Source organism: Alloprevotella tannerae ATCC 51259, assembly GCF_000159995.1.
GTDB lineage: Bacteria > Bacteroidota > Bacteroidia > Bacteroidales > Bacteroidaceae > Alloprevotella > Alloprevotella tannerae.
In genome coordinates this window covers 613509-637658 of sequence record NZ_GG700643.1, presented here as the reverse complement: position 1 = coordinate 637658, position 24150 = coordinate 613509, and the positions used below count along the sequence as shown (strand labels likewise).

General features: G+C 42.1%; 16 protein-coding genes and 3 pseudogenes. 12 read left to right on the top strand and 7 right to left on the bottom strand.

Annotated features, from left to right (window positions below; all coding sequences use genetic code 11):
* Positions 1-210 precede the first annotated feature (210 nt).
* The 4 genes and pseudogenes from GCWU000325_RS08725 to GCWU000325_RS08710 all read right to left on the bottom strand — a co-directional run.
* Positions 211-414 (bottom strand): annotated as a pseudogene (locus GCWU000325_RS08725) (helix-turn-helix domain-containing protein); the annotation flags it as partial.
* Positions 402-2462: pseudogene (locus GCWU000325_RS08720) on the bottom strand (AAA family ATPase). The pseudogenes GCWU000325_RS08725 and GCWU000325_RS08720, both read right to left, overlap by 13 nt.
* Complete coding sequence (locus GCWU000325_RS08715) at positions 2459-2857, bottom strand: hypothetical protein (protein WP_006256080.1); 399 nt, start codon at positions 2855-2857, stop codon at positions 2459-2461. Before GCWU000325_RS08715 ends, GCWU000325_RS08720 begins: the two are co-directional and overlap by 4 nt.
* Positions 2844-3323, bottom strand: coding sequence for a hypothetical protein (locus tag GCWU000325_RS08710; RefSeq protein ID WP_006256079.1), 480 nt, complete (start codon positions 3321-3323; stop codon positions 2844-2846). The genes GCWU000325_RS08715 and GCWU000325_RS08710 overlap by 14 nt, the downstream gene beginning before the upstream one ends.
* Positions 3324-3827: 504 nt before the next feature.
* On the opposite strand from GCWU000325_RS08710, the gene GCWU000325_RS08705 reads away from it, so the two are divergent.
* From GCWU000325_RS08705 to groL, 11 genes are all read left to right on the top strand, one after another.
* Positions 3828-5630 (top strand): peptidase U32 family protein, encoded by a 1803-nt coding sequence (locus GCWU000325_RS08705; protein WP_006256078.1) that lies wholly within the window; start codon positions 3828-3830, stop codon positions 5628-5630.
* A gap of 3 nt (positions 5631-5633) precedes the next feature.
* Complete coding sequence (locus tag GCWU000325_RS08700; RefSeq protein WP_006256076.1) at positions 5634-6716, top strand: hypothetical protein; 1083 nt, start codon at positions 5634-5636, stop codon at positions 6714-6716.
* Positions 6717-6772: 56 nt separating this feature from the next.
* Positions 6773-8881, top strand: a complete 2109-nt coding sequence (locus GCWU000325_RS08695) for a putative porin (RefSeq protein WP_006256074.1) — start codon at positions 6773-6775, stop codon at positions 8879-8881.
* A 13-nt stretch (positions 8882-8894) separates the two neighbouring features.
* Positions 8895-9785 carry a helix-hairpin-helix domain-containing protein gene (locus GCWU000325_RS08690; RefSeq protein ID WP_006256073.1) on the top strand — a complete coding sequence of 297 codons (891 nt, stop codon included), beginning with the start codon at positions 8895-8897 and terminating at the stop codon, positions 9783-9785.
* A gap of 795 nt (positions 9786-10580) precedes the next feature.
* Entirely contained in the window at positions 10581-13130 is a 2550-nt protein-coding gene (locus tag GCWU000325_RS08685; RefSeq protein WP_006256072.1) for an SLBB domain-containing protein, read from the top strand.
* 5 nt (positions 13131-13135) lie between these two features.
* The gene (locus GCWU000325_RS08680; protein ID WP_006256071.1) at positions 13136-14197 is read left to right on the top strand and encodes a chain length determinant protein; all 1062 of its coding nucleotides are present in this window, start codon (positions 13136-13138) and stop codon (positions 14195-14197) included.
* Positions 14198-14207: 10 nt separating this feature from the next.
* A complete protein-coding gene (locus GCWU000325_RS08675) occupies positions 14208-15500 on the top strand; it encodes an oligosaccharide flippase family protein (RefSeq protein ID WP_006256070.1) in 1293 nt (430 codons plus the stop codon).
* Positions 15479-16684: an O-antigen polymerase gene (locus GCWU000325_RS08670; RefSeq protein WP_006256069.1), complete on the top strand. Its 1206-nt coding sequence runs from the start codon at positions 15479-15481 to the stop codon at positions 16682-16684. The genes GCWU000325_RS08675 and GCWU000325_RS08670 overlap by 22 nt, the downstream gene beginning before the upstream one ends.
* The gene (locus GCWU000325_RS08665; protein WP_006256068.1) at positions 16681-17601 is read left to right on the top strand and encodes a glycosyltransferase; all 921 of its coding nucleotides are present in this window, start codon (positions 16681-16683) and stop codon (positions 17599-17601) included. The genes GCWU000325_RS08670 and GCWU000325_RS08665 overlap by 4 nt, the downstream gene beginning before the upstream one ends.
* Positions 17602-18067: 466 nt before the next feature.
* Positions 18068-18340 carry a co-chaperone GroES gene (locus GCWU000325_RS08660; protein WP_006256066.1) on the top strand — a complete coding sequence of 91 codons (273 nt, stop codon included), beginning with the start codon at positions 18068-18070 and terminating at the stop codon, positions 18338-18340.
* Between the two features lie 23 nt (positions 18341-18363).
* Positions 18364-19995, top strand: a complete 1632-nt coding sequence (gene groL / locus GCWU000325_RS08655; RefSeq protein ID WP_006256065.1) for a chaperonin GroEL — start codon at positions 18364-18366, stop codon at positions 19993-19995.
* 66 nt (positions 19996-20061) lie between these two features.
* On the opposite strand, the gene GCWU000325_RS08650 is transcribed toward groL, so the two are convergent.
* The 3 genes from GCWU000325_RS08650 to GCWU000325_RS08640 form a co-directional block, all read right to left on the bottom strand.
* The gene (locus tag GCWU000325_RS08650) at positions 20062-21003 is read right to left on the bottom strand and encodes an N-acetylmuramoyl-L-alanine amidase-like domain-containing protein (RefSeq protein ID WP_006256064.1); all 942 of its coding nucleotides are present in this window, start codon (positions 21001-21003) and stop codon (positions 20062-20064) included.
* A 77-nt stretch (positions 21004-21080) separates the two neighbouring features.
* A complete protein-coding gene (locus GCWU000325_RS08645; protein WP_006256063.1) occupies positions 21081-22085 on the bottom strand; it encodes a class II fructose-bisphosphate aldolase in 1005 nt (334 codons plus the stop codon).
* A gap of 185 nt (positions 22086-22270) precedes the next feature.
* Complete coding sequence (locus tag GCWU000325_RS08640) at positions 22271-22909, bottom strand: DUF3256 family protein (protein ID WP_006256062.1); 639 nt, start codon at positions 22907-22909, stop codon at positions 22271-22273.
* Between the two features lie 919 nt (positions 22910-23828).
* Here GCWU000325_RS08640 and GCWU000325_RS12660 point away from each other — a divergent pair.
* Positions 23829-24150: pseudogene (locus GCWU000325_RS12660) on the top strand (IS982 family transposase); the annotation flags it as partial.

Genomic DNA, 24150 nt, shown 5'->3' with positions numbered 1-24150 from the left:
CAACCTGATTGAGGAAGTCGTTTTGTGCTTTGCGATAACGCTTTGAAAGGAGTGCGTCTGCAAATGTTACATGCTCATCGGTATTCTTGGATTGGTATGCCATGGGAGGAGTATTATGCTGTTTTTAATGCTCAAATATACGAAATAACTTCCTATTATACAATGAATTAACAAACAAAATACACACCAATCGCTGTGCAAAGGTCTCTTATAAATAGTTTTTTGTTCTACCTTCAAGATTTTTGAGACATCTATGATGTCCAAGTATTCCGGTTTCAATGGAGGGTGAACGGTTGTATCTATTTCCTGTTCCCGCAGGACGAGCAAACGGTCGAGCTTATCTTCCACATTCTTCAGTTTATCAAACAGGCATTTCTGCCATGTGTCTTCAGATTGTTGGTCTAAGTATGGCATAGTTCCCCTTTTTGATAATTTCCATTTACATCTTGTGTCAAGATACGTTGCTCTTTCATATAGGCGATGTACTTCTTTGCGGTTCTGTCTTTGATTTCCATTTCGCGCATCAGAACCTCACACAGTTCTTGGTATGAGAGTTTGAAAGAACTTCGGAAAGCGTCTCTAATAACACCAATAAGTTCGTCGGTTTTGCGCTTTTCCTTGTCTTCCTTGGATTTCTCACCACGATAGACGTGCATATCCTCTGCCTTATCCCAGCCGAAAAGCATCATCGGTACGTCCAGCGGACTTCCGTCACGGACTTTCAATGCTTTTACCACCGAGTATTCCGGATTGTCGTCTTTCTCTATGGAAAGAATTCCCGCGGCTTTGCGTTGCAGCTCGGAACCGATGTGACCACGGAGCTTAATGCCATTCGGCACAAAGTGCAGCACGCAGATGATGCAAGTATTATATATGCCAGCTAAACGGTACAACTCATCTACAATGGCAATACTTTCCGTTTCATCGTTGGCGGAGCGTATCAAGTCGGCTATACCATCAATCACCACAAGATGGATGCCTCCATGCTTGTGGTGAAACAAATCCATGCTCTCACGGATAAGTTTCAATCTGTCCTTACGGGAGAGCGAGGCGAGGTACAGGGAGTGGTAAAACTCCGGTACGGTTTTCAATGAAGCACGTTGTAAGGTTTTACCCAAGTTCTTGTGAAGTTGTGCCTCAGACTGTTCGGTGTCGTAGTGTAATACCGCCAAGCCGTTAGGGTTGGGCGTAATTTCCAATCCCAATGTCCTCTCGGCAGGTAACCGTTCTGTTCCTAATGTTCCGGTAAGAATGGCAGCCACATAATTGCTTTTGCCCGTACCTTCGCCACCCGTAATACAAAACAGATTGTCTTGTGTGCCCAACGGTACGCCATTCACTGTCACAACGGACTTTGAAGCATCGGGGGGATTGTCATAGTCTATTTCGCATGAACGTAGCATCATGATGGTCTGTGTATAAATTTAGGAGAGCATGGTTGACAGCAATCCTCTCAATTCTTTTTCATTATGCCCTAAGGCAAAGTAATCGGATATGTCTTTCTCGCTTTTGATGCCTTGCAGGGGAAGTGTCAGGGTAAGTACCTTATAAGCGGACAGAACTTCCGCTTGCCGTTCTGCCTCCCTAAGACCGGTTTCGTCCGTATCGTATAAGAGAATGATGTGGCGAAAACGAAGCAGCAGGCTCTCGATTATGCTTTCCGGGATTTGTGCAGTCTCACTGTTGAAACAGATGGCATTGAAATGATGGGCGGAGAGGGAAAGCACATCCTTCTCTCCACCCGTGATGAAGAGTATGTCGCCCTTGTTGGGCAGCTGTTCAAAGCCGAACACATAATCTTCCACTTTTTCTCCTCCATACAAAAACCGCATTTTACTGAATGGACGGTACACTTTAACAAAGTTCCTCATAGCATAGCAGAACATAGGTTCTTCCGAAGAAGAATGAATGGTATATGCCTTTCCTTGGTTTGAAACCGACTCAAAACGGGCTATGGACTTGACCTGAAAGCGCTGCAGGGTTTTCGTTCCGATGCCATACCGTGCCCAAAATCCAAGTTCGTTATCCTTGTAAGATTGTTCTGCGATCCTGAACCATTTTTTGGAGCCTGCCTGCTTACTGGCATTCACGGATATGGGAGGTTTGGGAGGAATATTGGCATTCGACTTGCTTTTCTCGCCCCAATCATGGTACGGCAATGAAATGTTCAGTTGCAGGTCATTGATAATCATCTTCAGCACTTTCATAAAGTCCCTCCGTATATCCAAGCCTTGTATTGCGGCTGCAAACCAAAAACAGTCACCGGAATACATTTCGTTACCGAAGTCTTTCATGCGATAGCACTTCGACCTCGTGTCAAAATAGATATTGCAGGAAGCCCGTTTGTCCTCATATAGCGGATTCCGAAAATTCCGTTTGGGAACAAAATCAATCGGCATATAGAAACTGAAGACTTCCAGTCCTCTGTTTGTGTGTTCCAAGATTTCTTCCTTAATATTCATAGTTCCTCAAACAAAATTTGTGAATCTCCCATATATCCTTTCTGGATACCATCCTTGTAGGCATTGAGCCTTTGAAGTGCTTCCACTCTACGAAAGCCTTTGAAGGACGCACGCCCCGTCTTGATTGCAATGTACAGTCCTTTGAAGGGATAGACCACATGATTGCAGGAAACATAGCGATAAGGGATAACTTTGCTGTCTCTCCATCGCGCCAGTGAAGCTCTGGATATGCCTAGAAGCCGCAGGACATCGGAAGAGTTCAGTTCAATCTTTTCTTCTAACACGGCATAATCCTGTTTCAGTTCAAGAATGAAGCTTGCAATTCGATCCATGCTCTCTTTCAAGGAATGTATTTCCTCCAAAAGGGTAGCAGGAAGCATGTTATTCTCTGTCATCACGCATCAGTTTTTGAATAAGTTCATCGATTGCTTCTATCAAATCATGAAATGTATATATGCAGTCTTGCTTTTTTACTATACAATTGGCAAGAAATATGATATGCTGAATCATTCTTTTGTGATCTACGTGACAGAGTTTGTTCAACAAAAAGATGAGATCTTCTTTTTCAATTGTAAGGAAACTATGGTCTTTGTCTTTGGTAGTATGCACCAAAGATTCTATCATTCCCTTGGGAAGATGCAAAAGAAGCACATCCATATCGAATGCCGAGGCACATTTAGTATAGGTGTCAATTCTTAAATCTGTCTGCATTCTGCAATGCTTCCTGAAGTTGGAATACTCCATACCGGCAACTTGAGCTTTCATCTTGCTATCCTTACAAAAAGACAGAATGTCTTCAAGAGTGGGAAGCACGATAAACAAGCGTCCCTCTCTCTTTTGAGGTATCATCTTCTTATCCATATTTATTAATTAATTTGATTTCTAAATGCAAAGTTCTAAAGAAATAAACCTTTTTTTAAGAATATTGGATTGCCAATGTTGGCAATATGATGCCATTTACAATTTTTATTGTTTTTCAACAGCATAGACCGTCAGTGCACGGTGCAAGTCCCTTTTATATATAAGGGCTTGCACCGTGCACTGAAATTGTAGCCGGAATTTTTCTAAAAGATTTTCAACCAAATATTTGGCGGTGGTTCATTTTTTATGTACCTTTGTACCCGAAATGGCATAGGTGATGTCATTAGAGCGAATTATTTAAGTGCTCTCAAAATACTCTATAGTGGCTACAATTTGGCTACATAGATGAATGAGGCCGATAAAAATAGTTGTGATACAGGGTGTTACAGAAACAAGTTCAAGTTCCGTACGCACCGCGATAGTCCCGCAAACCTTTCGTTTACGGGACTATTGTTATTTTAGCCCACTTTGTCAACCATCAAACGATTCAAGACAAGAACAATAATGAGAGCAATCGAATTACTCAGTCCTGCGAAAAATGCAGCCATAGGCATAGAGGCCATCAAGCATGGGGCAGATGCCGTCTACATCGGTCCTCCTTCTTTTGGGGCTCGTGCTGCTGCAGGCAATTCGATAGCCGACATCGCTCGCCTTTGCGACTATGCGCATTTATTCAACGCCAAAGTTTACGTCACCCTAAATACAATCATCTATGATGATGAATTGGTTGAAGTAGAAAAATTGATTCACGCCCTCTACGCAGCACGTGTTGATGCACTCATCATTCAAGATTTAGGCATCTTGCGTATGCAGATTCCACCCATTGCATTGCACGCTTCGACACAAATGGACATAACAAGCGTGGAGAAAGCTCGCTTCTTGGCCGGCGTCGGTTTGTCGCAATTAGTTCTGGCGCGTGAGTTATCACTCGAAACTATTCGAGAAATTCACACGCAAGTAGATTCTCCGCTCGAAGCATTCGTACATGGTGCGCTCTGCGTCAGTTATTCGGGACGCTGTTATGCATCGCAAGCCTGTTTTAATAGATCTGCCAATAGAGGGAAGTGTGCTCAACTTTGTCGCTTTGCATTCGATCTCTTGACCGATAAAGGGCAAGTGCTGGAAAAGCAAAAACATCTACTCAGCATGAAGGACCTCAACCGCAGTCAATCTATCGAAGATATGATCGAAGCGGGCATCTCTTCTTTCAAAATAGAAGGGCGATTGAAAGATATGGATTATGTCAAAAATGTAACAGCTTACTACCGGCGCCAAATTGATGGTGTCATCCGTAAAAATAAGGATCGGTATTACCGTTCTTCGTTTGGCGACACGACACTTTCATTTGAACCGGCCGTAGAGAGGAGCTTTAATCGCAGTTTCACGAACTTCTTCTTATATAAACGAGAAAATGTGGCCAACATTATCTCTCCTAAATCTATGGGAGCATATATTGGCACAATAGAACAAGTAAATAATCGCTACATAAGCCTTAAGACAGACATAGAAATACAGCCGGGAGACGGACTTTGCTTCGTCAACGCGCAAGAAGAGTTAGAGGGATTTCGTGTTAATCGCGTTAATGATCGCCTGATTTTTCCAACCTCTATGCCCAAAATTGCAAGAGGAACAAAAATTTATAGGAATTTAGACTATACTTTTGTGCACACACTTAAAAAGCCGACAGCCGAAAGAAAAATTGCACTTAACCTTACGTTCCAACCATCAAAAGAAGGCTTCACCCTGTCAGCTGAAGATGCTATCACAAACGTAAAAATGACACTGATTTATGTGAAAGAGGCTGCCAAGCAATCGCAGGAAAGCAATATTCTCCGGCAATTATCAAAACTTGGTGGAACACCCTTTTATGTTGAGAAAGCTTCCATAGACGGAAATTGGTTCATTCCTTCTTCACAATTGTCCGAATGGCGTCGTCAACTTATAGAAAAATTGATGAAAGCCCATCTGGACGACCACCAACGGCCACCCAGGGGCTTAGAAAATCAGCAATTATGCTACCCCAAACAGCATCTTGATTTTACAGCAAACATTGCCAATCACCTGGCAAAAGCTTTCTATACTTCACACGGCGTAACGACGATGGATGATGCCTTTGAAGTGAAGCAGCCGCAACAAGCCGTATTGATGACTTGCAAACATTGTATTCGTTATACATTACACCAATGCCTTAAAGATAAAAATGTTAATAGAGACAATTGGTTCTTGCGATCAAGCGACGGAAAGATTTTCCCTCTCGTCTTTGATTGCAAACATTGTGAAATGCAGGTATTATCTCCTAAAGATTAGACAATGAAAAAGCTCATCACATTATTTATTACTCTCTTTCTGCTTTGTTCTTGCTACTATTCGCATCCAAATCAAGTAGGACATTGGATTCCGACTGATCAAAAAAGCATTGATTCGGTCACATTTCGCATTTCACATCATTACTGGAAAGGTTTTATTGCCAATGCTACAGACTCCTTTCACCTAATGAGGACGCTTCCGCCTAAAATGCAAGAGGCAGTCGGCGATTTTGGTTATTCTATTAATCCAAATGAAGGGACCGACACGATAAGTCTACATAAAGGAGATCAATTGGTTGTTTTAGATATTTCAAAATCTACTCAAGCAGAGACAGACAGTATTCTAATCAAAGTGGCGCGCGATCAATTGACACAAGGCTGGATAAGTGAACAGATTTTTCTCAATAAGACAGCGCCGAATGATCCGATTTCAAAATTTATACACTTCTTCAGCTATACACGCTCTTTGATCTTATTTCCATTGTTAGGACTTAGTCTTTTAGTATTTGTAGTCTTGTTATGTCTTAAGCAAAACAAACTGGAACGAAAAGCAGAGGAGAATGGATGGAAATACGCTATAAGGCGACAGAAAGAATCGCTTGCCGGCATCTCGTTTATTCCAGCCTACAGCTTATACGCTTTACTTTTGTGCTTTACTATTGCCGTGTCTTCAGCTTTATATGGAGGCATACAACACTTTGTTCCGGATACTTGGATTGAGTTTTATTTTCACCCAACAATCAATCCTTTAAACCCGGACCTCCCCCCTATTATGCAGCTATTCTTAGGATCAGTATGGCTACTTCTCATTTCGGGGATTGCAGTAATAATAGACCTCTCAAAGATAGATGATGGACAATACATTATAAAACATCTTGCGAGCTTAATCTTCAGTGCTATACTTATTTACTTTGGATTAACAGAGATCTTTCCCTTTTATATAGGGCACATCATCCTTATTATAATTTTCGGGATTAGACTAAAAAGCTATTTCAAGCACCGTACGCAGCAATTTGTCTGCGGGAATTGCAGACAAGTCTTAGAGAAATTAGGGACTTGTCCGAATTGTGGCGCTTTAAACGACTGACAAATCCCGAAATCTCTTTAACTTTGCCGTCAACCAAACGCACATTGCTTGCTTTTATGAAACGACTATTGAAGATCTTATTGCTTATTTCTTGCCCTTTATCGGCAGTTCAAGCACAGAATATTATACAAGAAAATAATCAACAACGTTCTGCAACTGATTCTATTGAGAAAGAAAACGTGCCGGAAGGTATTTATGCTTGGAGAGTAGGCACTCGCTTCGGTGAAATTCGCCCTACGCAATTAGATACAATCCCCCACCTCTTCCAGAATCAGGCTTTCACGGACGGACTCACGGGGCGCTACAACTTTTTAGGAAATCTTGGATCGCCGCGTATCAGTCGGATATTTACAGATCGCAATGATGCGCCAACAGAAGAGGAATTCATATTCACCAATCCTTATGACTTTTTCTTACAAAGGCCTGAACAAGTGCTGTTCACGAATACAAAATCTCCCTTTACCAACATAACACTTCACGAATGTGGGGACAAGCAGAACGGAGAATCAAGACTCAAGGGGGCTTTTTCCACCAATATAAACAAGCGCTTAGGAATGGGCTTTGTTATAGACTACCTCTACGGCAGAGGATATTATAGTAGTCAAAATACGTCCCAATTGGGAGGTACGCTGTTCGCATCTTACTTAGGCAAGAATTATAAAATGCACACGTTCTACTCTACCAATTTTCTAAAAACTTCCGAAAACGGAGGAATAGAAAACGATGCTTATATCACTAACCCTGAGTCTTTCCCTACAAAATATGGAACGGAAGATATGCCAACCAATCTTTCAAAGACATATAATAGGATGCACCTGAACACATTCTTCTTAACACACAACTATAGTATAGGTTTCTCCCGCTTCTATGATAAAGAGGTAAAAATAGTCAGGACACAGCATAACAAAATATCTGGTCAATTATTAAAGGCAACAGACTCTACGCGAACAAACATCAATGACAGTTTGCTAAGAGAGGAATTTGTGCCGGTCACAAGTTTTATTCATACATTCCAACTCTCACACAACAACAGGCGTTTCTTGTCTAATCTGCCTTTAACTGAAGCAAAAGGATTCTTTCATGACTTCTATCTGCCGGCAGATTCCGCAAATGATATGACAAAGTTCCTACACTTGAGAAACACCCTTGCAATAGAGTTATACGAAGGTTTCAATAAATGGGTGAAGACCGGACTTCGTCTATTCGCGCAGCACGATTTCTACAATTTTTCTTTACCTGACACGCTCACAACGGCAAGCAACTTAACGACGAAGCAATATAAATACAATTATCTTACGCTTGGCGCGCAACTGCTTAAGGAAAAAGGCAAGTATTTCCACTATCACGTGTTGGGAGAATTGAGAACGACCGGCACCCAGTGGGGAGAATTTAACGTAGAAGGGAATGTAGATTTTACGATTCCTTTCCATAAAGATTCACTCTTTGTTAATTTAGACGGCTATGTACGACGTTGGGCGCCTGCTTTCTATTTTGACCATTACCACGCACGCAACGCCTGGTGGGACAAACAATTAAACAAACAATTTTCCACGCGCATTGGCGGAAGTCTACATTATAAGCAAACGAAACTCAGTCTGCACATCGAAAATATCCAAAACTATCCCTTCTTTGCGCAAACCTTATACCCTTATACTGCATCAAGCACTCAAAAATACACCCACTCGGTTAATTCAAGCCAAAAAACCGGCAATTTGCAGTTGATCGCTGCTACGCTAACTCAAAATTTCCATTGGGGTATCTTGCATTGGGAGAATGAAATCACTTGGCAGGCTACCTCTGACGCTTCGGTTTATCCACTTCCCTCCATCAATCTTTGGACGAATTTATACTTAAAGTTCAAGATTGCTAAGGTACTAAAGACAGAACTAGGGGCAGATATGCGCTTCTTTACGAAATATGACGCCTTAGCTTACTCTCCCATCGTCGGAGAATTTGCAATACAAGACCCTCAACATAAAGTAACGTTGGGCAATTATCCTCTTATCAATGCTTACGCCAACTTTGATCTGAAGCGTACTCGCTTTTATGTAATGGTGTCGCACCTCAATTACAGCTCGGGCAATGGAAAACCTTTCCTTGTTCCACACTATCCACTCAACCGCCTTATTTTCAGATTGGGAATCTCTTGGAATTTTATCAATTAAACAAAGAAGGGCTATGGAAAAACGCCGCTTCACACGAGAAGAGCTATATGGTTTAGCTGCCATTCTCTTTGTCATCATACTAATTGTAGTCCTACTTCGGCTATATAAAAGAGAGACGACTGGGCCGTCCAACAACCAAGCCTCCAATGCGCAGCAAGAACTATCTGACTTTGAAGCTCAAATTAAGAAAGACTCATTAGCATGGGTCAAACAGCATCCGCATTGGAACAACGAAAAGGAAACAGGTAAGCTATTCTCTTTTGATCCCAACACGGCCAGCTATGAGACCTTCATGGCCTTAGGCTTCGCTCCTTGGCAAGCTAAAAATGCACTCAAATATCGAGCAAAAGGCGGACGATGGAAATCCGCTGAGCATTTTAGTCATTTATATGGACTTAGCGAAAAAGACTTTGCACGCCTGCGCCCTTATATTGTTATCCATCAAGAAAGCAATGAACGCACGCAATATAGGAGTGATAGCATCCGAAGACAACATGTCGAAAAATATGCCCTGGGTACAAAGATTGACATCAATGAAGCTGATACTAATGCTCTGAAAAAAATCCCGGGGATAGGCTCTTATTACGCTGGAAAGATTGTGCGCTACCGAGAAAGACTTGGCGGTTTTGTAAGCAAGCAGCAATTACAAGAAATTGAAGGTCTCCCAGACAACGTTGAGCAATGGTTCTTCATTCAAAAGTTTATACCCAACCAAGTGCATATCAACAAAGTATCTTTCAAGCAACTCATACGACATCCTTACTTTAACTATGAGCAGACGAAAGCCATCATCAATCATATTCGTTTAAACGGGCCGATAAAGAGTTGGGAAGAATTGCGTTTCTTAGGTATCTTTACGAAAAAAGAGCTTGAGCGATTATATCCCTACGTCGCATTCTCCTGACATTAACAGCAAAGTCCTATTCCCCCTACTCTATTTACACGGCTACAACGCATTAGCCCTGTTTCCTTTCATCAACAAAACGAAATGTAACATCAAGGCTCAACGAAGCTTCTCTTAAGAAAACATTTCAGAACTATTCGAAATTGTATCCGACTTTTATAAATATGATCTCGTTAATCTTACCTGAGAGCTAACAGGATAAGCATAAGCAGATAGAAAGGCACAAAAAGAGGAACTCAAATATTGAGTTTTACGACCTTTATCCTTTCCTACAGATTTCCCATCGTGGAAGGACGTTCTTACCATCGTGATGGGACAAATATACGCTCGTGATGAAACATTCCTACCATCGTGATAACTCTTTACCCATTGCAATGCTTCTTAATAATATTTCAAAGCCAACAGGTCGAATAATGAGCTGAAGTCGCACAAAAATCAGACAAAAAGAGTATCATACGCAAACACAGCACAATAAATTCTGCTTTAATCAGTTGAAAAGTAAGCAGTCTAAAGAAGTGACTTAATTTCGCTCTTACAATGATGCGTCATACGAGAAGGATAATGTGAGCAAACCTTATAAACCTGCTTTATATAATCTACCCCAAAAGTCGTCCTTAGCGCCTCGTGGAACCATTAGCGTCATTGTTTAAACTAAAAGAGAGGAATAAATAGCCCTTTTTTTGTACTTTTGCGGCGACATTGCCTTTCAGGCGGTTCTACCAACCGCGTAGACGGCTTTACCTATAAAAAATCCACTCCGGATGTTCTACATCAAATAGAAAAGTAACACAACTTATGCATATAAGAAGACTTATTGTAGCCCTATTGTTCACGCTTCTGCTTGCGCCGCTAACTTATGCGCAGGTACGCTCAACAATGACAGATGATCAAGTGATGAGTTTCATCATGCGCGAAAGCCAAAAGGGCACGCCGCGTTCAGCCATAATGACGAAATTGGTTGAACGAGGAGTTACGGTAGACCAAGTGCGTCGTATTAGAAGAAAATATGAGATGCAGAGCAAGTCTAATTCGACTTTAGGTGCCAAAGACTTAACCGGCTTCAGCAAAAAGCAGAAAGACCGCCTTCGCCAACAGAATGGCGAAGAGAAAGAAGACTCCAATGCGCAAAATTATCGACGCAAACGGTTTGATAATAATAAGGAAGATAAAGTCTATATTTCTGAAAAGCAGCGAAAGAAGCGACAACTCCGCCAAGAAGACGAGTTGGATGACGGATTAAGCTTCGCTCTGCCTGATACATTTGATCTGGACGAGGAAGACTACTTCGAGATAAAAGATAAAAGAAACAAGAAACAGGAAAAGAAAGTCTTCGGTCGAGATATCTTTAATAACAAAAAGCTAACGTTTGAGAGCGATATGAATATCGCAACTCCCGACGATTATCGTTTAGGCCCGGGCGATGCTGTATTTGTTGACGTGTGGGGAGCATCACAGAAAAACTTTGAATCTACAGTATCTCCGGATGGCACTATTGACATTGAAGGCTTTGGCCCTATAAATGTATCAGGATTAACAGTTGCTCAAGCTAATGCGCGCTTACGTTCTACGCTGGGAGCACGCTATCAGAGTAGCAAAATCCGCTTGACGGTCGGACAAACAAAGACTATCTCTGTCAATGTTATGGGTGAAGTAAAAAATCCCGGCACTTATACCTTGTCAGCTTTTGCTACCGTCTTTAATGCTTTGTATATGGCGGGTGGTACAAACGATATAGGTACACTGCGTAGCATTAAAGTCTACCGACACGGCAAAGCTATATCGACAGTAGATATATATGACTATATCCTAAATGGGAAGTTATCCGGCAATGTCCGACTAACGTCGGGAGATGTTATTTATGTAGGCCCTTACGAATGCTTGGTAGATATCACAGGAAAGGTTAAACGTCCGATGTATTATGAAATGAAGCACACAGAAAGTGTGGGAACGTTGATCAAATATGCGGGCGGCTTTACGGGCGACGCATATCGAACGAACGTGCGTCTCATTCGCAAATCAGGCGGTATGTATTCTATCCATACTGTAGATGAGTTTGAGCGAAATAAATTCCAAATGATGGATGGCGATTCCGTTTCGGTTGACTCCACATTGAATCGCTTTAGCAACTTAGTGGAAATCAAAGGAGCCATCTTCCGTCCCGGTCAGTTCCAAATGAACGGAACGATCTCCACAGTCCGTCAGTTGCTCGAAGCTGCCGGAGGTGTTACAGAAGATGCTATAGCCAATCACGCTGTAATGCATCGCCTTAAAGAAGATCGCACGCTGGAAGTGTTGGCTATCGACCTCAAAGAACTCGTAGATCATAACATTCCGGATGTGTCTTTGAAGAATGGTGATGTTTTGTATGTTCCTAGTAGAAAAGATTTACTTGATGCTCAAACGTTAACCATCTCTGGCGAAGTAGCTTATCCGGGCGTCTATGTTTATGCTGATAACACGACCATCGAAGATTTCATCTTGCAGGCTGGAGGTCTAACAGATGCGGCATCAACAATGAAAGTAGATGTATCTCGTAGAATCAGAAATAGCAAAGCGCTTACTGCACCGGACCAAATTGCACGCTCTTATAGTTTCCAATTAAAAGACGGCTTTGTTATCCAGGGAGAACCGGGATTTGTGTTGGAACCATTTGACGAAGTTTATGTACGCCGATCTCCTGGTTATGCAGAACAAGAACATATTAAAATTGAAGGTGAGGTTATGTTTGCCGGAGTTTATACCTTAACTCGCAAGACAGCCCGCTTAAGCGATTTGATTAAAGAGGCTGGTGGATTAACCAAAGAGGCCTATGCAAAAGGCGCACACTTGGAAAGAAACCTAAGCCCTCAAGAACAAATCAAAGAGCAGGCTACGTGGAAAATGATTACTGCAAGAGATTCAACAAAGATAAGTAAACTTAATGGCGACGTAAGAAACATCGGTATAAACTTAGATAAAGCACTTGAAAGTCCAGGCTCGGATAAATGGGATATTGTCTTACAAGGCGGCGACAAGATTGTCGTACCAAAATATAATAACACCGTCTCAATTAACGGAGAAGTTATGTATCCCAATACTGTCGCTTATACAAGCGGACAAGGGCTTAGCTACTACATCAATCAAGCCGGAGGATACAGCTTAACCGCAAAACGCAGAGATGTTTTTGCCGTAAATATGAATGGTACAGTCACAAAGATTCGTTCAGCTAAAGATATACAGCCGGGCTGTGAAATTGTCGTCCCAGCAAAATCTAAAAGACGCGGATTAGCCTTTGCTGAATGGATAAGCTTAGGTAGTATTGTTGCCACATTGGGCGCTGTCGTAGCAACCTTGATAAAGAAATAACGTACATGAATAGCAAAATACAAAGCCTCTTAAAGGTAGCTCGTCTCTTGCTGAGCAAATGGAAACAGATTTTCATCTTCTGCTTCATTGTTGTCAGCTTGAGTATTGGTTACATTATGAGTATTCCTCGCTCTTATCAATCAGATGTTGTGATGTTGCCAGAAATCCCCAGCAACAGCAGCTTAAGCTCAGGCTTAGGCTCATTGGCATCTATGGCAGGTGTAAAACTAGGAAATGGCGACAGCGAGGACGCCATATACCCCGAGTTCTATCCCAAAGTAGTAAAGACGCCCGATTTCTTAGTTGCCTTACTAAATAAGCCCGTACGGCCAAAGGGATTAAAGCAAGACGTAAGCCTATTCATCTATCTTACACAACATCAGAAAGCTCCGTGGTGGGATAGTTTGTTTCAATGGGGTGGACTTGGTTCAAAAGAAACACCGACAAACAAAATAGATCCTCAGCGCCTTACAAAAGCACAAGAAAAATTACTAAAGGGCTTAGGTGCTTCTATCGTAAGCTTTGTAGATAAGCGCACAAATATGGTCACCATTAACGTTACGATGCAAGACCCTGAAGTTGCAGCTCAAGTTGCAACAATGGTAGAAAACCAATTGCAGCAGTACATTGCAAACTACCGCACCAGCAAAGCGCGCAACGACGTCAAATATGCTGAGAAGATTTCTCAGAAAGCGTTAGAAGATTACAAAGCAGCTCAGAAAGTTTACGCTCGCTTTGCCGATGCCAATCAGGATTTGGTTTTGACCTCCGTACAGCAAGAAGAGACACGTCTAGAGAACGAGATGCAGTTAGCCTATAATGGTTATTCACAAAGCGTAACCCAATTGCAATTGGCGCAAGCCAAAGTACAAGAGCGTATGCCTGCCTTTACCGTTCTACAACAAGCAAATGTTCCTATAAAGCCATCGGCTCCTAAGCGTATGATCTTTGTCTTTATGATGGCTGTTTTGAGTTTTTCACTGTCTTGTTTATGGATAATCATCAAATCAGCAATGCGTGATCAGCCAGAGATGCAATTGCTGGAAACGAAGAGCGAAAAGCCTTGACGCCATACTTATGTTGCACCAATTAAGACAAGGGATAAAAGGGAACAAGCAGGAAGTTGTCGACATTCTTTATTTATTTGTACTACAAGGTGTCAACAAGTTCCTTCCTTTTTTGGTGATTCCTTATCTAATGATCAAGTTGGGAGCAACCGGCTATGGCTATATCGGTTTTTCACTCTCTGTTATACAATATTTGGCTCTAATTATCGATTTTGGCTTTGATTTAAGCGCCACGAAGCATTTAGCTATTGCCGGCGAAGACAAGCAAGAGCGCACGCGCATCTTTTGGGCCGTATTTTGGGCCAAGACAATGCTTTTGGCGGCCTCACTGTTATTACTTTTTATTCTGATTGCATTTGTCCCCACCTTTAAAAGCTATCAGGCGGCTATATTAGCTACAACGCCAATGGCTATTGGTTCGACCTACACATTTATGTGGCTCTTTCAAGGAGTGGGAAAAGTAAGAGCAATGGCCATAATCAACACCATCTCCAAGCTACTTTTACTTCCTCTCATCTTTATTTTCGTAAAAGTGCAAGAAGATTACATCATCGCCGCTCTTTTACAAGCCTCCATTTTTTGCCTAACTGCCCTTATTTCTTCTATTTGGGCTTATCGCCAATCGTGGATAGGAGGTATCAGTTGGGATTTCTCACGCATCAAATCTGAAGTTTCAGATAGCTTCCCCCTCTTTCTTTCACGCGCATCCACGAGCGTTTACACCCAATTATTCGTCATTATTTTAGGTTTCTTTTGTTCTCAGTCTGCTGTTGGGCGTTACACCTCTGCCGAAGCACTTATGCGCGCCCTATGCTTTATCATTTACATCCCCATCACGCAAGTTTTCTTTCCAAAGATCAGTGCGTTAAGCGCCAAAGATCGAGTTGCAGCCGTGAATAAGACGAAAAGCGTACTCTATGTCGTAGGCGGAATTATGTTACTCTTAACCATCCTATTATTTGTCGGGGCTTCGTTGCTGAAATCCGCACTTCACGACGAAGGTTATTTGGGATGGGACAATCTACTACGCATTATCTCCCCTGCTCCATTATTTATTGGTATCGGCGCAGTCTGTGGGCAAATGGGTTTAATCGCTTTAGGCAACAAACAGAGCCGTGTACATTTCCGCAACGTCTACGTCATAACCGCAGTCATTTCCATTCCGGCAGTTGGCATCTTGACGCCCCTTTACGCAGAATACGGTGCCGCGTGGGCACTATTGCTTTCTGAAGCGATTGTAGCCGCTCTTATGTTCTATTATTGTAAGAAAGATCAAGTCTTATGTTGTTCATTGCCTTCTTGATTGTAGCTGCATTCACGTTTGTCGGATGGTATATTACGCGCGACGTTTTTTCGCCTTTTGTACTCCAGCCTGGTGTATGGTTCGGCATATTGCTGCTCTTCTATCTCAGTGATCCCGAACTCTACCCTATTATTCACGACTTCCCAATTTCCCTGATCGTTTGGACTATTTCTTTTTTAGGAGTGGCTTACCCCACTTATTATTACCTGCCTGACCATAGTCTTATCAGTCGTCGCCCTCCATTGCTTGCGTCGGTCCTCACACCTTCTCGGCTTGTATTGAAACTCTATTTATTTATTGCTATCATTTCCGTGCCATTGATTCTTTATACGTTAATGAGATATGGTATGGAGCGCGGCGAGTCAAACTTAATGACCTACTTGCGCATTGCTTCTTACGACGACACTTTGGATAAACCGGATTTAGGCGTAGCCTATTATACAATAGGCGTAGCTTTAATCGTCTTTATCTTCATCTTTGTCTACTCGTCCAAGAAATGGCTCAAGATATTGGCCGTAGTCATTAACGTTCTCGCAGCATTGATTTCCATGTCCAAGACGGGCTTCTTCGTCTTCTTGGTTCCTATGGTTTATGTCCTTTATCTGCGTGGCAAGATCAAATTGCGCACTATCGGCATCATACTTTTAATCTTCATAGGCTTCAGCATCTGGTTTCAATATGCCCGTTCGATGGCTTCCCAGCAAGACTCTTTTTCGGCCACGTCTATGTTGACCATATACATAATGTCTCCCTGCGTAGCTTTCGACTATTATGTAGAACCTGCAAGCGCCACACATTTTGGCGAGTATGTTTTCCGCTTTTACTACGCTATCATGCACTCGCTCGGGAGCAACATAGAACCCGTCAGCAACGTCTTGAAATTTGTTGGCGTCCCGGAAGAGACTAATACCTATACGATTCTATATCCCTTCTATCACGATTTCGGCTTACCGGGCGTAGGTTTGTTTGGCGGACTCTATGGCGCATTTTATGCCTTCTTATATAAACGAGCTCAAAGTGGGCAAAACGTCTATTTCATCTTATATGCCTGCTTCTTAAACTACCTCATACTGCAATTTGTGCAGGAAAATATCTTATCCAACTTTTCATTGAATCTGCAATATGTCATCCTCATATTGTTCCCTTATATTTTCCAACAACTGTCTTCAAGACTATCAAGATGAGCCAGCCCAAGTTAGATATACTGATGGCCACTTACAATGGCGAAGCTTATATCAGTCAGCAAATATATTCTTTACAGCAACAGACTTTCACCGATTGGCGCCTACTGATACACGATGATGGCTCAACGGATCGCACCATTGAAATCATCCGTGAATTAGCTGCAACCGACCAGCGTATATGCCTGATTGAGGATGGTTTATGTTTCCATTCTGCCGGTCGCAACTTTATGCATTTGCTCTCGCTTTCCACAGCGCCTTTTATATCTTTTTGCGACGAAGACGACATTTGGTTACAAGACAAATTAAGTACGCAGATGGAAGTCATTCAGGCAGAAGACAACAACATTCCGCAATGTGTCTACTGTAATGCTTATGTCTACAACGTCAAAGCTCGCCAGCCTATTGGAGGCATTTCTATCTTGAACATCGTAAAAGACCTTCACGACGTTCTGTTTGCCAACGGCGGCATACAAGGTTGTGCAATGATTATCAATGATAAATTAAGAGAGAAGTGCCTGCTATTCAAAGGCCGCATTGCAATGCACGATCATCTCATCACGCTTGTGAATGCCTTGTTCGGACATTTTACATATATACCTCGACGTCTATTTCTCTATCGTCGCTATACCGGCGCCGTGACCGGCGCCACGGATCGTTCTCTCTTGCAACGCACTACGGGATTTCTAAGACGCAGGAAACCAATATTGGAAAGCAGCCATCTGGATAGCATTTTGGACGTCTATCATTTTTATACCGAAGAGTTATCTCCGGAAATAAAGGAAACGTTTGATCATTTTCTACGCTTTCTCAACCGTTCGCGATGGACGAATGCTATTTGGGTCTTCAAGGATCGTTTCCGCTTGTTTGGTAAATCAAGCCTTTTGGCCGTGAAAGTCCTATTACGTCCTATCCGTTAACGATTTGCTCGCCATATAGTACTATCATTACCTCCTCTTACGCACTATTCTTATTCCCTCTTCTTATATAAGTCGTAAAACGTGCTGATTTCCGACTTTTTTCGTTCTTTACTCAGTAAGCTTCAAACAGTGCCTCCCATTGTTTGGTGCCGGCAAACGATTGTTTGGTACCAGCAAACTATAGTTTGGGCTCAGCAAACGATTGTTTGGTACCAGCAAACTATAGTTTGGGCTCAGCAAACCATTGTTTGGTGCCAGCAAACAATAAACTCATAAGCCCCAACAAGGCAATAATGAGACATACGCATCCACAAAGCGGATCACGATAACAATAAAGGCGAAATTGTGGGACTGTCACAAGGTTTTTTACATAGAAACAAAGAAAAACTATGAGACAATACTACTATTGGCATACTTTTAGCTATACTTCGTGGGAAATAATTTCAATCTAAATAAAACAACGATTATGAAAATTCAACCATTAGCAGACAGGGTTTTAATCAAACCGGCCGCTGCTGAAGAGAAAACGGTGGGAGGCATTATCATTCCTGATACAGCAAAGGAGAAACCTTTGAAAGGTAGCGTAATTGCCGTAGGTAATGGGACAAAAGACGAAGAAATGGTCCTCAAAGCTGAAGATACTGTCCTCTATGGTAAATATAGCGGAACGGAAGTAGAACTCGATGGAGAGAAATACCTTATTATGCGTCAGTCAGACGTATTGGCTATCCTGCAATAACACATTAAAAGATATACAAGATTATGGCTAAGGAAATCAAATATAATGTTGAAGCGCGCGAAGCGCTTCGTCAGGGTGCAGATGCTTTGGCAAATGCAGTAAAAGTAACGCTTGGTCCTAAAGGACGCAACGTTGTTATCGACAAAAAATATGGCGCTCCGCGCATCACAAAAGATGGTGTGACCGTAGCTAAAGAGGTAGAACTCGAAGATAACTTCGAGAACGCCGGAGCTCAATTGGTTAAGAGCGTAGCCAGCAAGACCGGCGACGATGCGGGCGATGGAACAACGACAGCAACCATCTTGACGCAGGCTATCCTTACGGAAGGAATGAAAAACGTAGCTGCCGGCGCTAATCCTTTAGACTTGAAGCGCGGTATGGACAAGGCCGTAGCTAAAGTTGTGGAAAGCATCAAGGCGCAAGCAGAGCAAGTAGGCGAAAACTACGACAAGATCGAACAAGTTGCAAGCATTTCTGCTAATAATGACGTTGAAATCGGTAAGCTTATTGCCGACGGTATGCGTGCTGTAAGCGTAAACGGTGTCATTACGATTGAAGATGCTAAAGGCCGCGATACGGTCTTGAAGACTGTAGAAGGTATGCAGTTTGATCGTGGTTATCTTTCTCCTTATTTCGTAACAGATGCAGAAAAAATGCAATGCGAAATGGAGAAACCTTACATCTTAATCTACGATAAAAAGATCTCCAACTTAAAAGATTTTCTTCCGATTCTTGAACCTGCAGTACAGAGCGGACGCCCCTTGCTCGTTATTGCTGAAGATGTAGACAGCGAGGCGCTAACGACCTTGGTTGTTAACCGCTTGCGCAGCCAATTGAAGATTTGCGCAGTAAAAGCACCGGGATTTGGCGATCGCCGCAAAGCGATGTTGGAAGACATTGCCGTTTTGACGGGTGGCGTTGTGATCAGCGAAGAGAAAGGCTTGAAACTTGAGCAAGCTACACTCGAAATGCTTGGTAGCGCTGAAAAGGTGACCATTACGAAGGAGAATACAACCATCGTAAATGGCGTTGGAAACAAGGAAGCAATCAAAGAACGCGTGACTCAAATCAAAAATGAAATAAACAACTCCACTTCTTCTTATGACAAAGAGAAGCTGCAAGAGCGCTTAGCAAAGTTAAGCGGCGGTGTTTGCGTACTGGAAGTAGGTGCTGCTTCTGAGACAGAACAGAAGGAGAAAAAGGATCGTTGCGACGACGCTTTGTGTGCTACGCGCGCTGCAATCGAAGAAGGTATCGTTACCGGCGGCGGTGTAAGCTATATTCGTGCACAAGAAAGCCTTGAGGGCTTGCAGGGAGATAATGCAGACGAAACAACAGGTATTCATATCATTCGCCGTGCGATTGAAGAGCCGCTTCGTCAGATCTGCTCTAACGCAGGCTTGGAAGGAGCTGTCATTGTTAATAAGGTACGCGAAGGAAAAGGTAATTTCGGTTTCAATGCGAAGACGGAGCAATTTGAAGACCTGCGTCAGGCCGGCGTAATTGACCCCGCAAAAGTTTCTCGCGTAGCTTTGGAGAACGCAGCCAGCGTTGCCGGAATGTTCTTAACGACCGAGTGCGTTATTACTGATAAGAAAGAAGACAAACCTGAAATGCCAATGGCACCGGGTGCAGGAATGGGCGGCATGATGTAAGCACAACGCAATTCCTAAAAACAAGAAATCCTCGCTAATCTCTTATTAGATTGGCGAGGATTATTTTTAGTTTGCAGGCTTTATAAGGCGGAAAACGCGAATACCTATCGAACTCGGATGTTCTTTCAGATATTGTCGCAGGGTTTTGGGTTCAAGCACAACTTTTTTATGGATAGAGGAAGCATTCAGCAAATGTAACTTGCCATCCCTTCCCCATACAGCAAAGCCTAAATGGGAATAATCAATTCCTTTCTTTGTCGTTACAATGGCAATAATATCTCCATCTTGAATATTACTCAATTGAGCTTTACCCAAAGAAGTATTGGCTTCCGGTAAATAATAACCATCAAAACCTTTAATCTCTTCTTCTAATTTTCGGATGCTATCTATTCGGAAAGTATCCCCCTTTAAGAATTTATATTTCTCGGGATAAGTACTCATATAATTGTTCTTCACATGAATACGCGCCGGGCTATATTTTGCTTCTTTGACCTCTTGTAAAATCCCCTTAGCTTCATTGTCGTGTATCCACCAAGAAAAATAATGCAAACGCGAGAGATAACCATTCATCTTACCATTTCTATACCGGATAAATTCGAGGTTACGACAGTAAGATGCGAAGTCAGTCTTCCCCTGCCACTTTGTCAGTGTCAGTGCTGCAGCTGTTTCAACCAGCGTCGTACAATCTAAAGCGTGCAGATTAACGACCAACTGCTCCGGATCTGCGACTTCTAAGGTTGAAGCCACATAAGGCACATTGATAAATTGCTTAGCATAAAAAAGGATCGGTTGTCCATCTACATTTTTCTTTAGTATGTCAACGACCCTTATTGAGTCTGCCCTATTATATATTACAGCTATGGGCGTCATCTGTATGTCGCCTATTTCTTCTTGCGCTATTGTTAAAGCCTGCTCTACTTTAGATTGAGCCGGTGTGACGGTCTTTCCTTGGCAACTTTGCAACAATGAAAGCACAAGAAAGCCACATAAGGCATAAATTCTAAACATAGTTCGAAAAGATGAAATGAAGGCCGTAATTCAACAATCAGAATCACGGCCTTTCAAAGTTTATTTATCAGAATATATTACTGAGCCAATTTATTTTCAGATCCAAGTACATCCTTAATCTTCTCTTTGTACATTGCTTCCATTGCATCGCGAGCCGGTCCGCAATATTTACGAGGATCAAATTCGCCCGGCTTCTCGCTAAACACTTTACGCACAGCAGCCGTGAAAGCCAAACGAGAATCTGAATCAATATTGATCTTACAAACTGCGCTCTTAGAAGCCTTGCGCAATTGATCTTCCGGGATACCTACTGCATCCGGCATCTTGCCACCATACTTATTGATCATCTCTACATACTCCTGAGGAACAGAAGAAGATCCATGGAGCACGATGGGGAAGCCCGGGAGTTTCACCATAATCTCATCGAGAACATCAAAAGCCAATGGAGGAGGAACAAGACGCCCCGTCTTCGGATCACGCGTACACTGTTCGGGCTTAAACTTATAAGCACCATGACTTGTACCGATAGAAATAGCCAAAGAATCGACGCCCGTACGCTGCGTAAAGTCAATTACTTCTTCCGGTTTTGTATAATGGCTAACCTCAGAAGAAACTTCATCTTCAACGCCGGCCAATACGCCAAGTTCACCTTCTACGGTTACATCAAATTGATGAGCATATTCTACCACCTTCTTCGTTAACGCTACATTCTCTTCATAAGGAAGTGAAGAACCATCAATCATAACGCTGGAGAAGCCAAAGTCAACACAGCTCTTGCAAAGTTCGAAGCTATCTCCATGATCGAGGTGAAGAGCAATTTCTGGATGTTCACAACCTAACTCTTTAGCATAAGCCACAGCCCCTTGTGCCATATATCGCAGCAAAGTCTGGTTGGCATAATTACGAGCACCTTTAGATACTTGCAAAATAACCGGAGAACGTAACTCTGAACTAGCCTTAATAATAGCTTGCAACTGCTCCATGTTATTAAAGTTGAATGCAGGAATTGCATAACCACCAGCAATGGCTCTCTTGAACATCTCACGCGTGTTCACCAAACCTAAGTCTTTGTAATTTACCATAACAAAATATGTTTAAGTAGTTTGTTCTTTCAATTCTTTGCAAAGATAGCATTTTTCAGAAGGAAAGCGTAATTAAAAACTCTTTTTTTTTCAAGGCTAGCAAAAATCATCGTAAATCTTTGACAATATTAAAGATTCACGTCTTTTGTTTGTCAAATCTATATTACGCCCAAATATCGCTGAATCTATTCTAATGAGGGTGACAATTGGAATGCATCTCCGGTCCAAGCATAGCGAAGAGGGAATAACAAGTGCTTCAAATCAGCCAAATCATCTTCAGGTGCGTTTGTCGTAGAAACCTTTGCTATCAAAGCTCGCGTCTGCGGAGAAAATGAGAGTGATACGGAGCACATTTTTAGATCTTGCTTCAAGATCTCCATTCGCTCCGGTGAGAAAGGATAAGGTTCGCGGAAAAACTTCTCAATCTCAGGTAACTGAAACTGATAGGCTAAAGGTTGCCAATCGGCATCGTACAAAACAATCCGGCTGCTCTCCGCAGGAGAAAGAATGGTGTAGATGACAGCAAAGATTGTATCTGCACTTTGTGGCAATAAGGCTAAATCCCAACGACTACTCTCGGTCAGAGAAATAGAAAACATCGAATCAGTCTTTTGTGTCATCACAGATTTTCCACCATATATATTATACGCTTCGGCCTTCATATTATAGTTGTACAAATCAATCATATCTAAGCGAGCACCCATATCAAGCACTGATAAAATATCAGAAGGGACATGTACAAACACTGAATCGATCGGGCTTGCAAAAATCTGCGCAATAAAGCAAAATGCGATGCAACAAGTAGCAAAAAGTTTCTTTATCATAATTGCAAAAATACACAAATCCCAATAGAATTACCTTACCCTTCGAAGAAAAAGTTAGCCTCTTAATACTTGGCGGTAGGTAGAAAAATCACATTTTATTAAGTATTCCTTATTGACCTAATGGTCACAACACAATTAAAGCGTTCCAAGCGCTCTTCCAGAAAGCGCTGCGCCACCTCTCCCGCCCCCGGGGCCAGTCTTTTAGCAAGGTAGCATTGAAGCAAAGCTTCAATGCTACCACGAGACATAGGTTAAATGACATACCTTAGTGTTGGTCTTTCAAAATACTCAAATTCACGGACTCGAAAAAAAGGAAAAAGTTCATAAAAGGCCGATGTCATCGAAGAATTAGCAGGGAAAATGGGAACGTCACGCATTCTGCTTTTCCTGACTACGCACCGTTGAAAAACTTGCTACGCATTGTCGAAAAACTTTCTCCTATGACAGAAAAAATTGTCTTATAAGAGAATTAAAATTATCCTATAAGACAATTTTTTCTGTCATAGGAGAAAGTTTCGCGCTTCAATAAGGGACTAAATAAAAGGTGATTTTTCCCAAAGATTGAAGCCACATTGCACCAACTACGACCTACCAATTCTATTCAAATCATAATATTCTCTGGCGCACTCGTCGCAGACGATGCAAGATTTGATATCTTGATGGGATATGGCACCAGCAGCCACACCTGCGCCACCACTTATGGCAATCAACTCGCAGAGCGATTCAAAACGTTCAACCGGACTTTATTGTGGATAATTTTGAAGAAGTTGGCCGACCGGCACAACAATATTATACCCCAATTCGGGATAAGCAAGGCTTGTTTTTGTCTTAAAATAGTTTCAATAAAAGCCTAAAAAGAGGATTGTTTTTCGTATATTTACTGTTGAAAATCAATCATATAACAAAACAACAATCCTCTATGAAACTTGTCAGCAAAGTTACGGAAATTTATTGTGTTGCAGATGATTTCTGCAAAGAATATGAGTTAGAATTGAACAAAAAAGCACTTTCGCTTTCAAACCCCTCTCCAAACACCCTAAAACTCGCAATAGAAAGGGAAGAATGAGCGATGCAGAAATGATTACCATTCTTGTGTTGTTCCACAGCAATACGTTTCGCAATTTCAAACATTTCTATCTCTTCTACGTCTGTCGAGAACTTAAAGAAGAGTTCCCTAACCTTCTTTCGTATACCCGCTTTGTGGAACGTATGCCACGAGTGGCGATCCCCTTTGCTCTTCC

Bases quoted from the DNA above. Each gene is read 5' to 3' on its own strand.
- GCWU000325_RS08695 (WP_006256074.1), top strand. From the start codon at position 6,773: ATGAAACGACTATTGAAGATCTTATTGCTTATTTCTTGCCCTTTATCG.
- GCWU000325_RS08705 (WP_006256078.1), top strand. From the start codon at position 3,828: ATGAGAGCAATCGAATTACTCAGTCCTGCGAAAAATGCAGCCATAGGC.
- GCWU000325_RS08700 (WP_006256076.1), top strand. From the start codon at position 5,634: ATGAAAAAGCTCATCACATTATTTATTACTCTCTTTCTGCTTTGTTCT.
- groL (WP_006256065.1), top strand. From the start codon at position 18,364: ATGGCTAAGGAAATCAAATATAATGTTGAAGCGCGCGAAGCGCTTCGT.
- GCWU000325_RS08660 (WP_006256066.1), top strand. From the start codon at position 18,068: ATGAAAATTCAACCATTAGCAGACAGGGTTTTAATCAAACCGGCCGCT.
- GCWU000325_RS08645 (WP_006256063.1), bottom strand. From the start codon at position 22,085: ATGGTAAATTACAAAGACTTAGGTTTGGTGAACACGCGTGAGATGTTC.
- GCWU000325_RS08680 (WP_006256071.1), top strand. From the start codon at position 13,136: ATGAATAGCAAAATACAAAGCCTCTTAAAGGTAGCTCGTCTCTTGCTG.
- GCWU000325_RS08685 (WP_006256072.1), top strand. From the start codon at position 10,581: ATGCATATAAGAAGACTTATTGTAGCCCTATTGTTCACGCTTCTGCTT.
- GCWU000325_RS08715 (WP_006256080.1), bottom strand. From the start codon at position 2,857: ATGACAGAGAATAACATGCTTCCTGCTACCCTTTTGGAGGAAATACAT.
- GCWU000325_RS08640 (WP_006256062.1), bottom strand. From the start codon at position 22,909: ATGATAAAGAAACTTTTTGCTACTTGTTGCATCGCATTTTGCTTTATT.
- GCWU000325_RS08690 (WP_006256073.1), top strand. From the start codon at position 8,895: ATGGAAAAACGCCGCTTCACACGAGAAGAGCTATATGGTTTAGCTGCC.
- GCWU000325_RS08710 (WP_006256079.1), bottom strand. From the start codon at position 3,323: ATGGATAAGAAGATGATACCTCAAAAGAGAGAGGGACGCTTGTTTATC.
- GCWU000325_RS08665 (WP_006256068.1), top strand. From the start codon at position 16,681: ATGAGCCAGCCCAAGTTAGATATACTGATGGCCACTTACAATGGCGAA.
- GCWU000325_RS08670 (WP_006256069.1), top strand. From the start codon at position 15,479: ATGTTGTTCATTGCCTTCTTGATTGTAGCTGCATTCACGTTTGTCGGA.
- GCWU000325_RS08675 (WP_006256070.1), top strand. From the start codon at position 14,208: ATGTTGCACCAATTAAGACAAGGGATAAAAGGGAACAAGCAGGAAGTT.
- GCWU000325_RS08650 (WP_006256064.1), bottom strand. From the start codon at position 21,003: ATGTTTAGAATTTATGCCTTATGTGGCTTTCTTGTGCTTTCATTGTTG.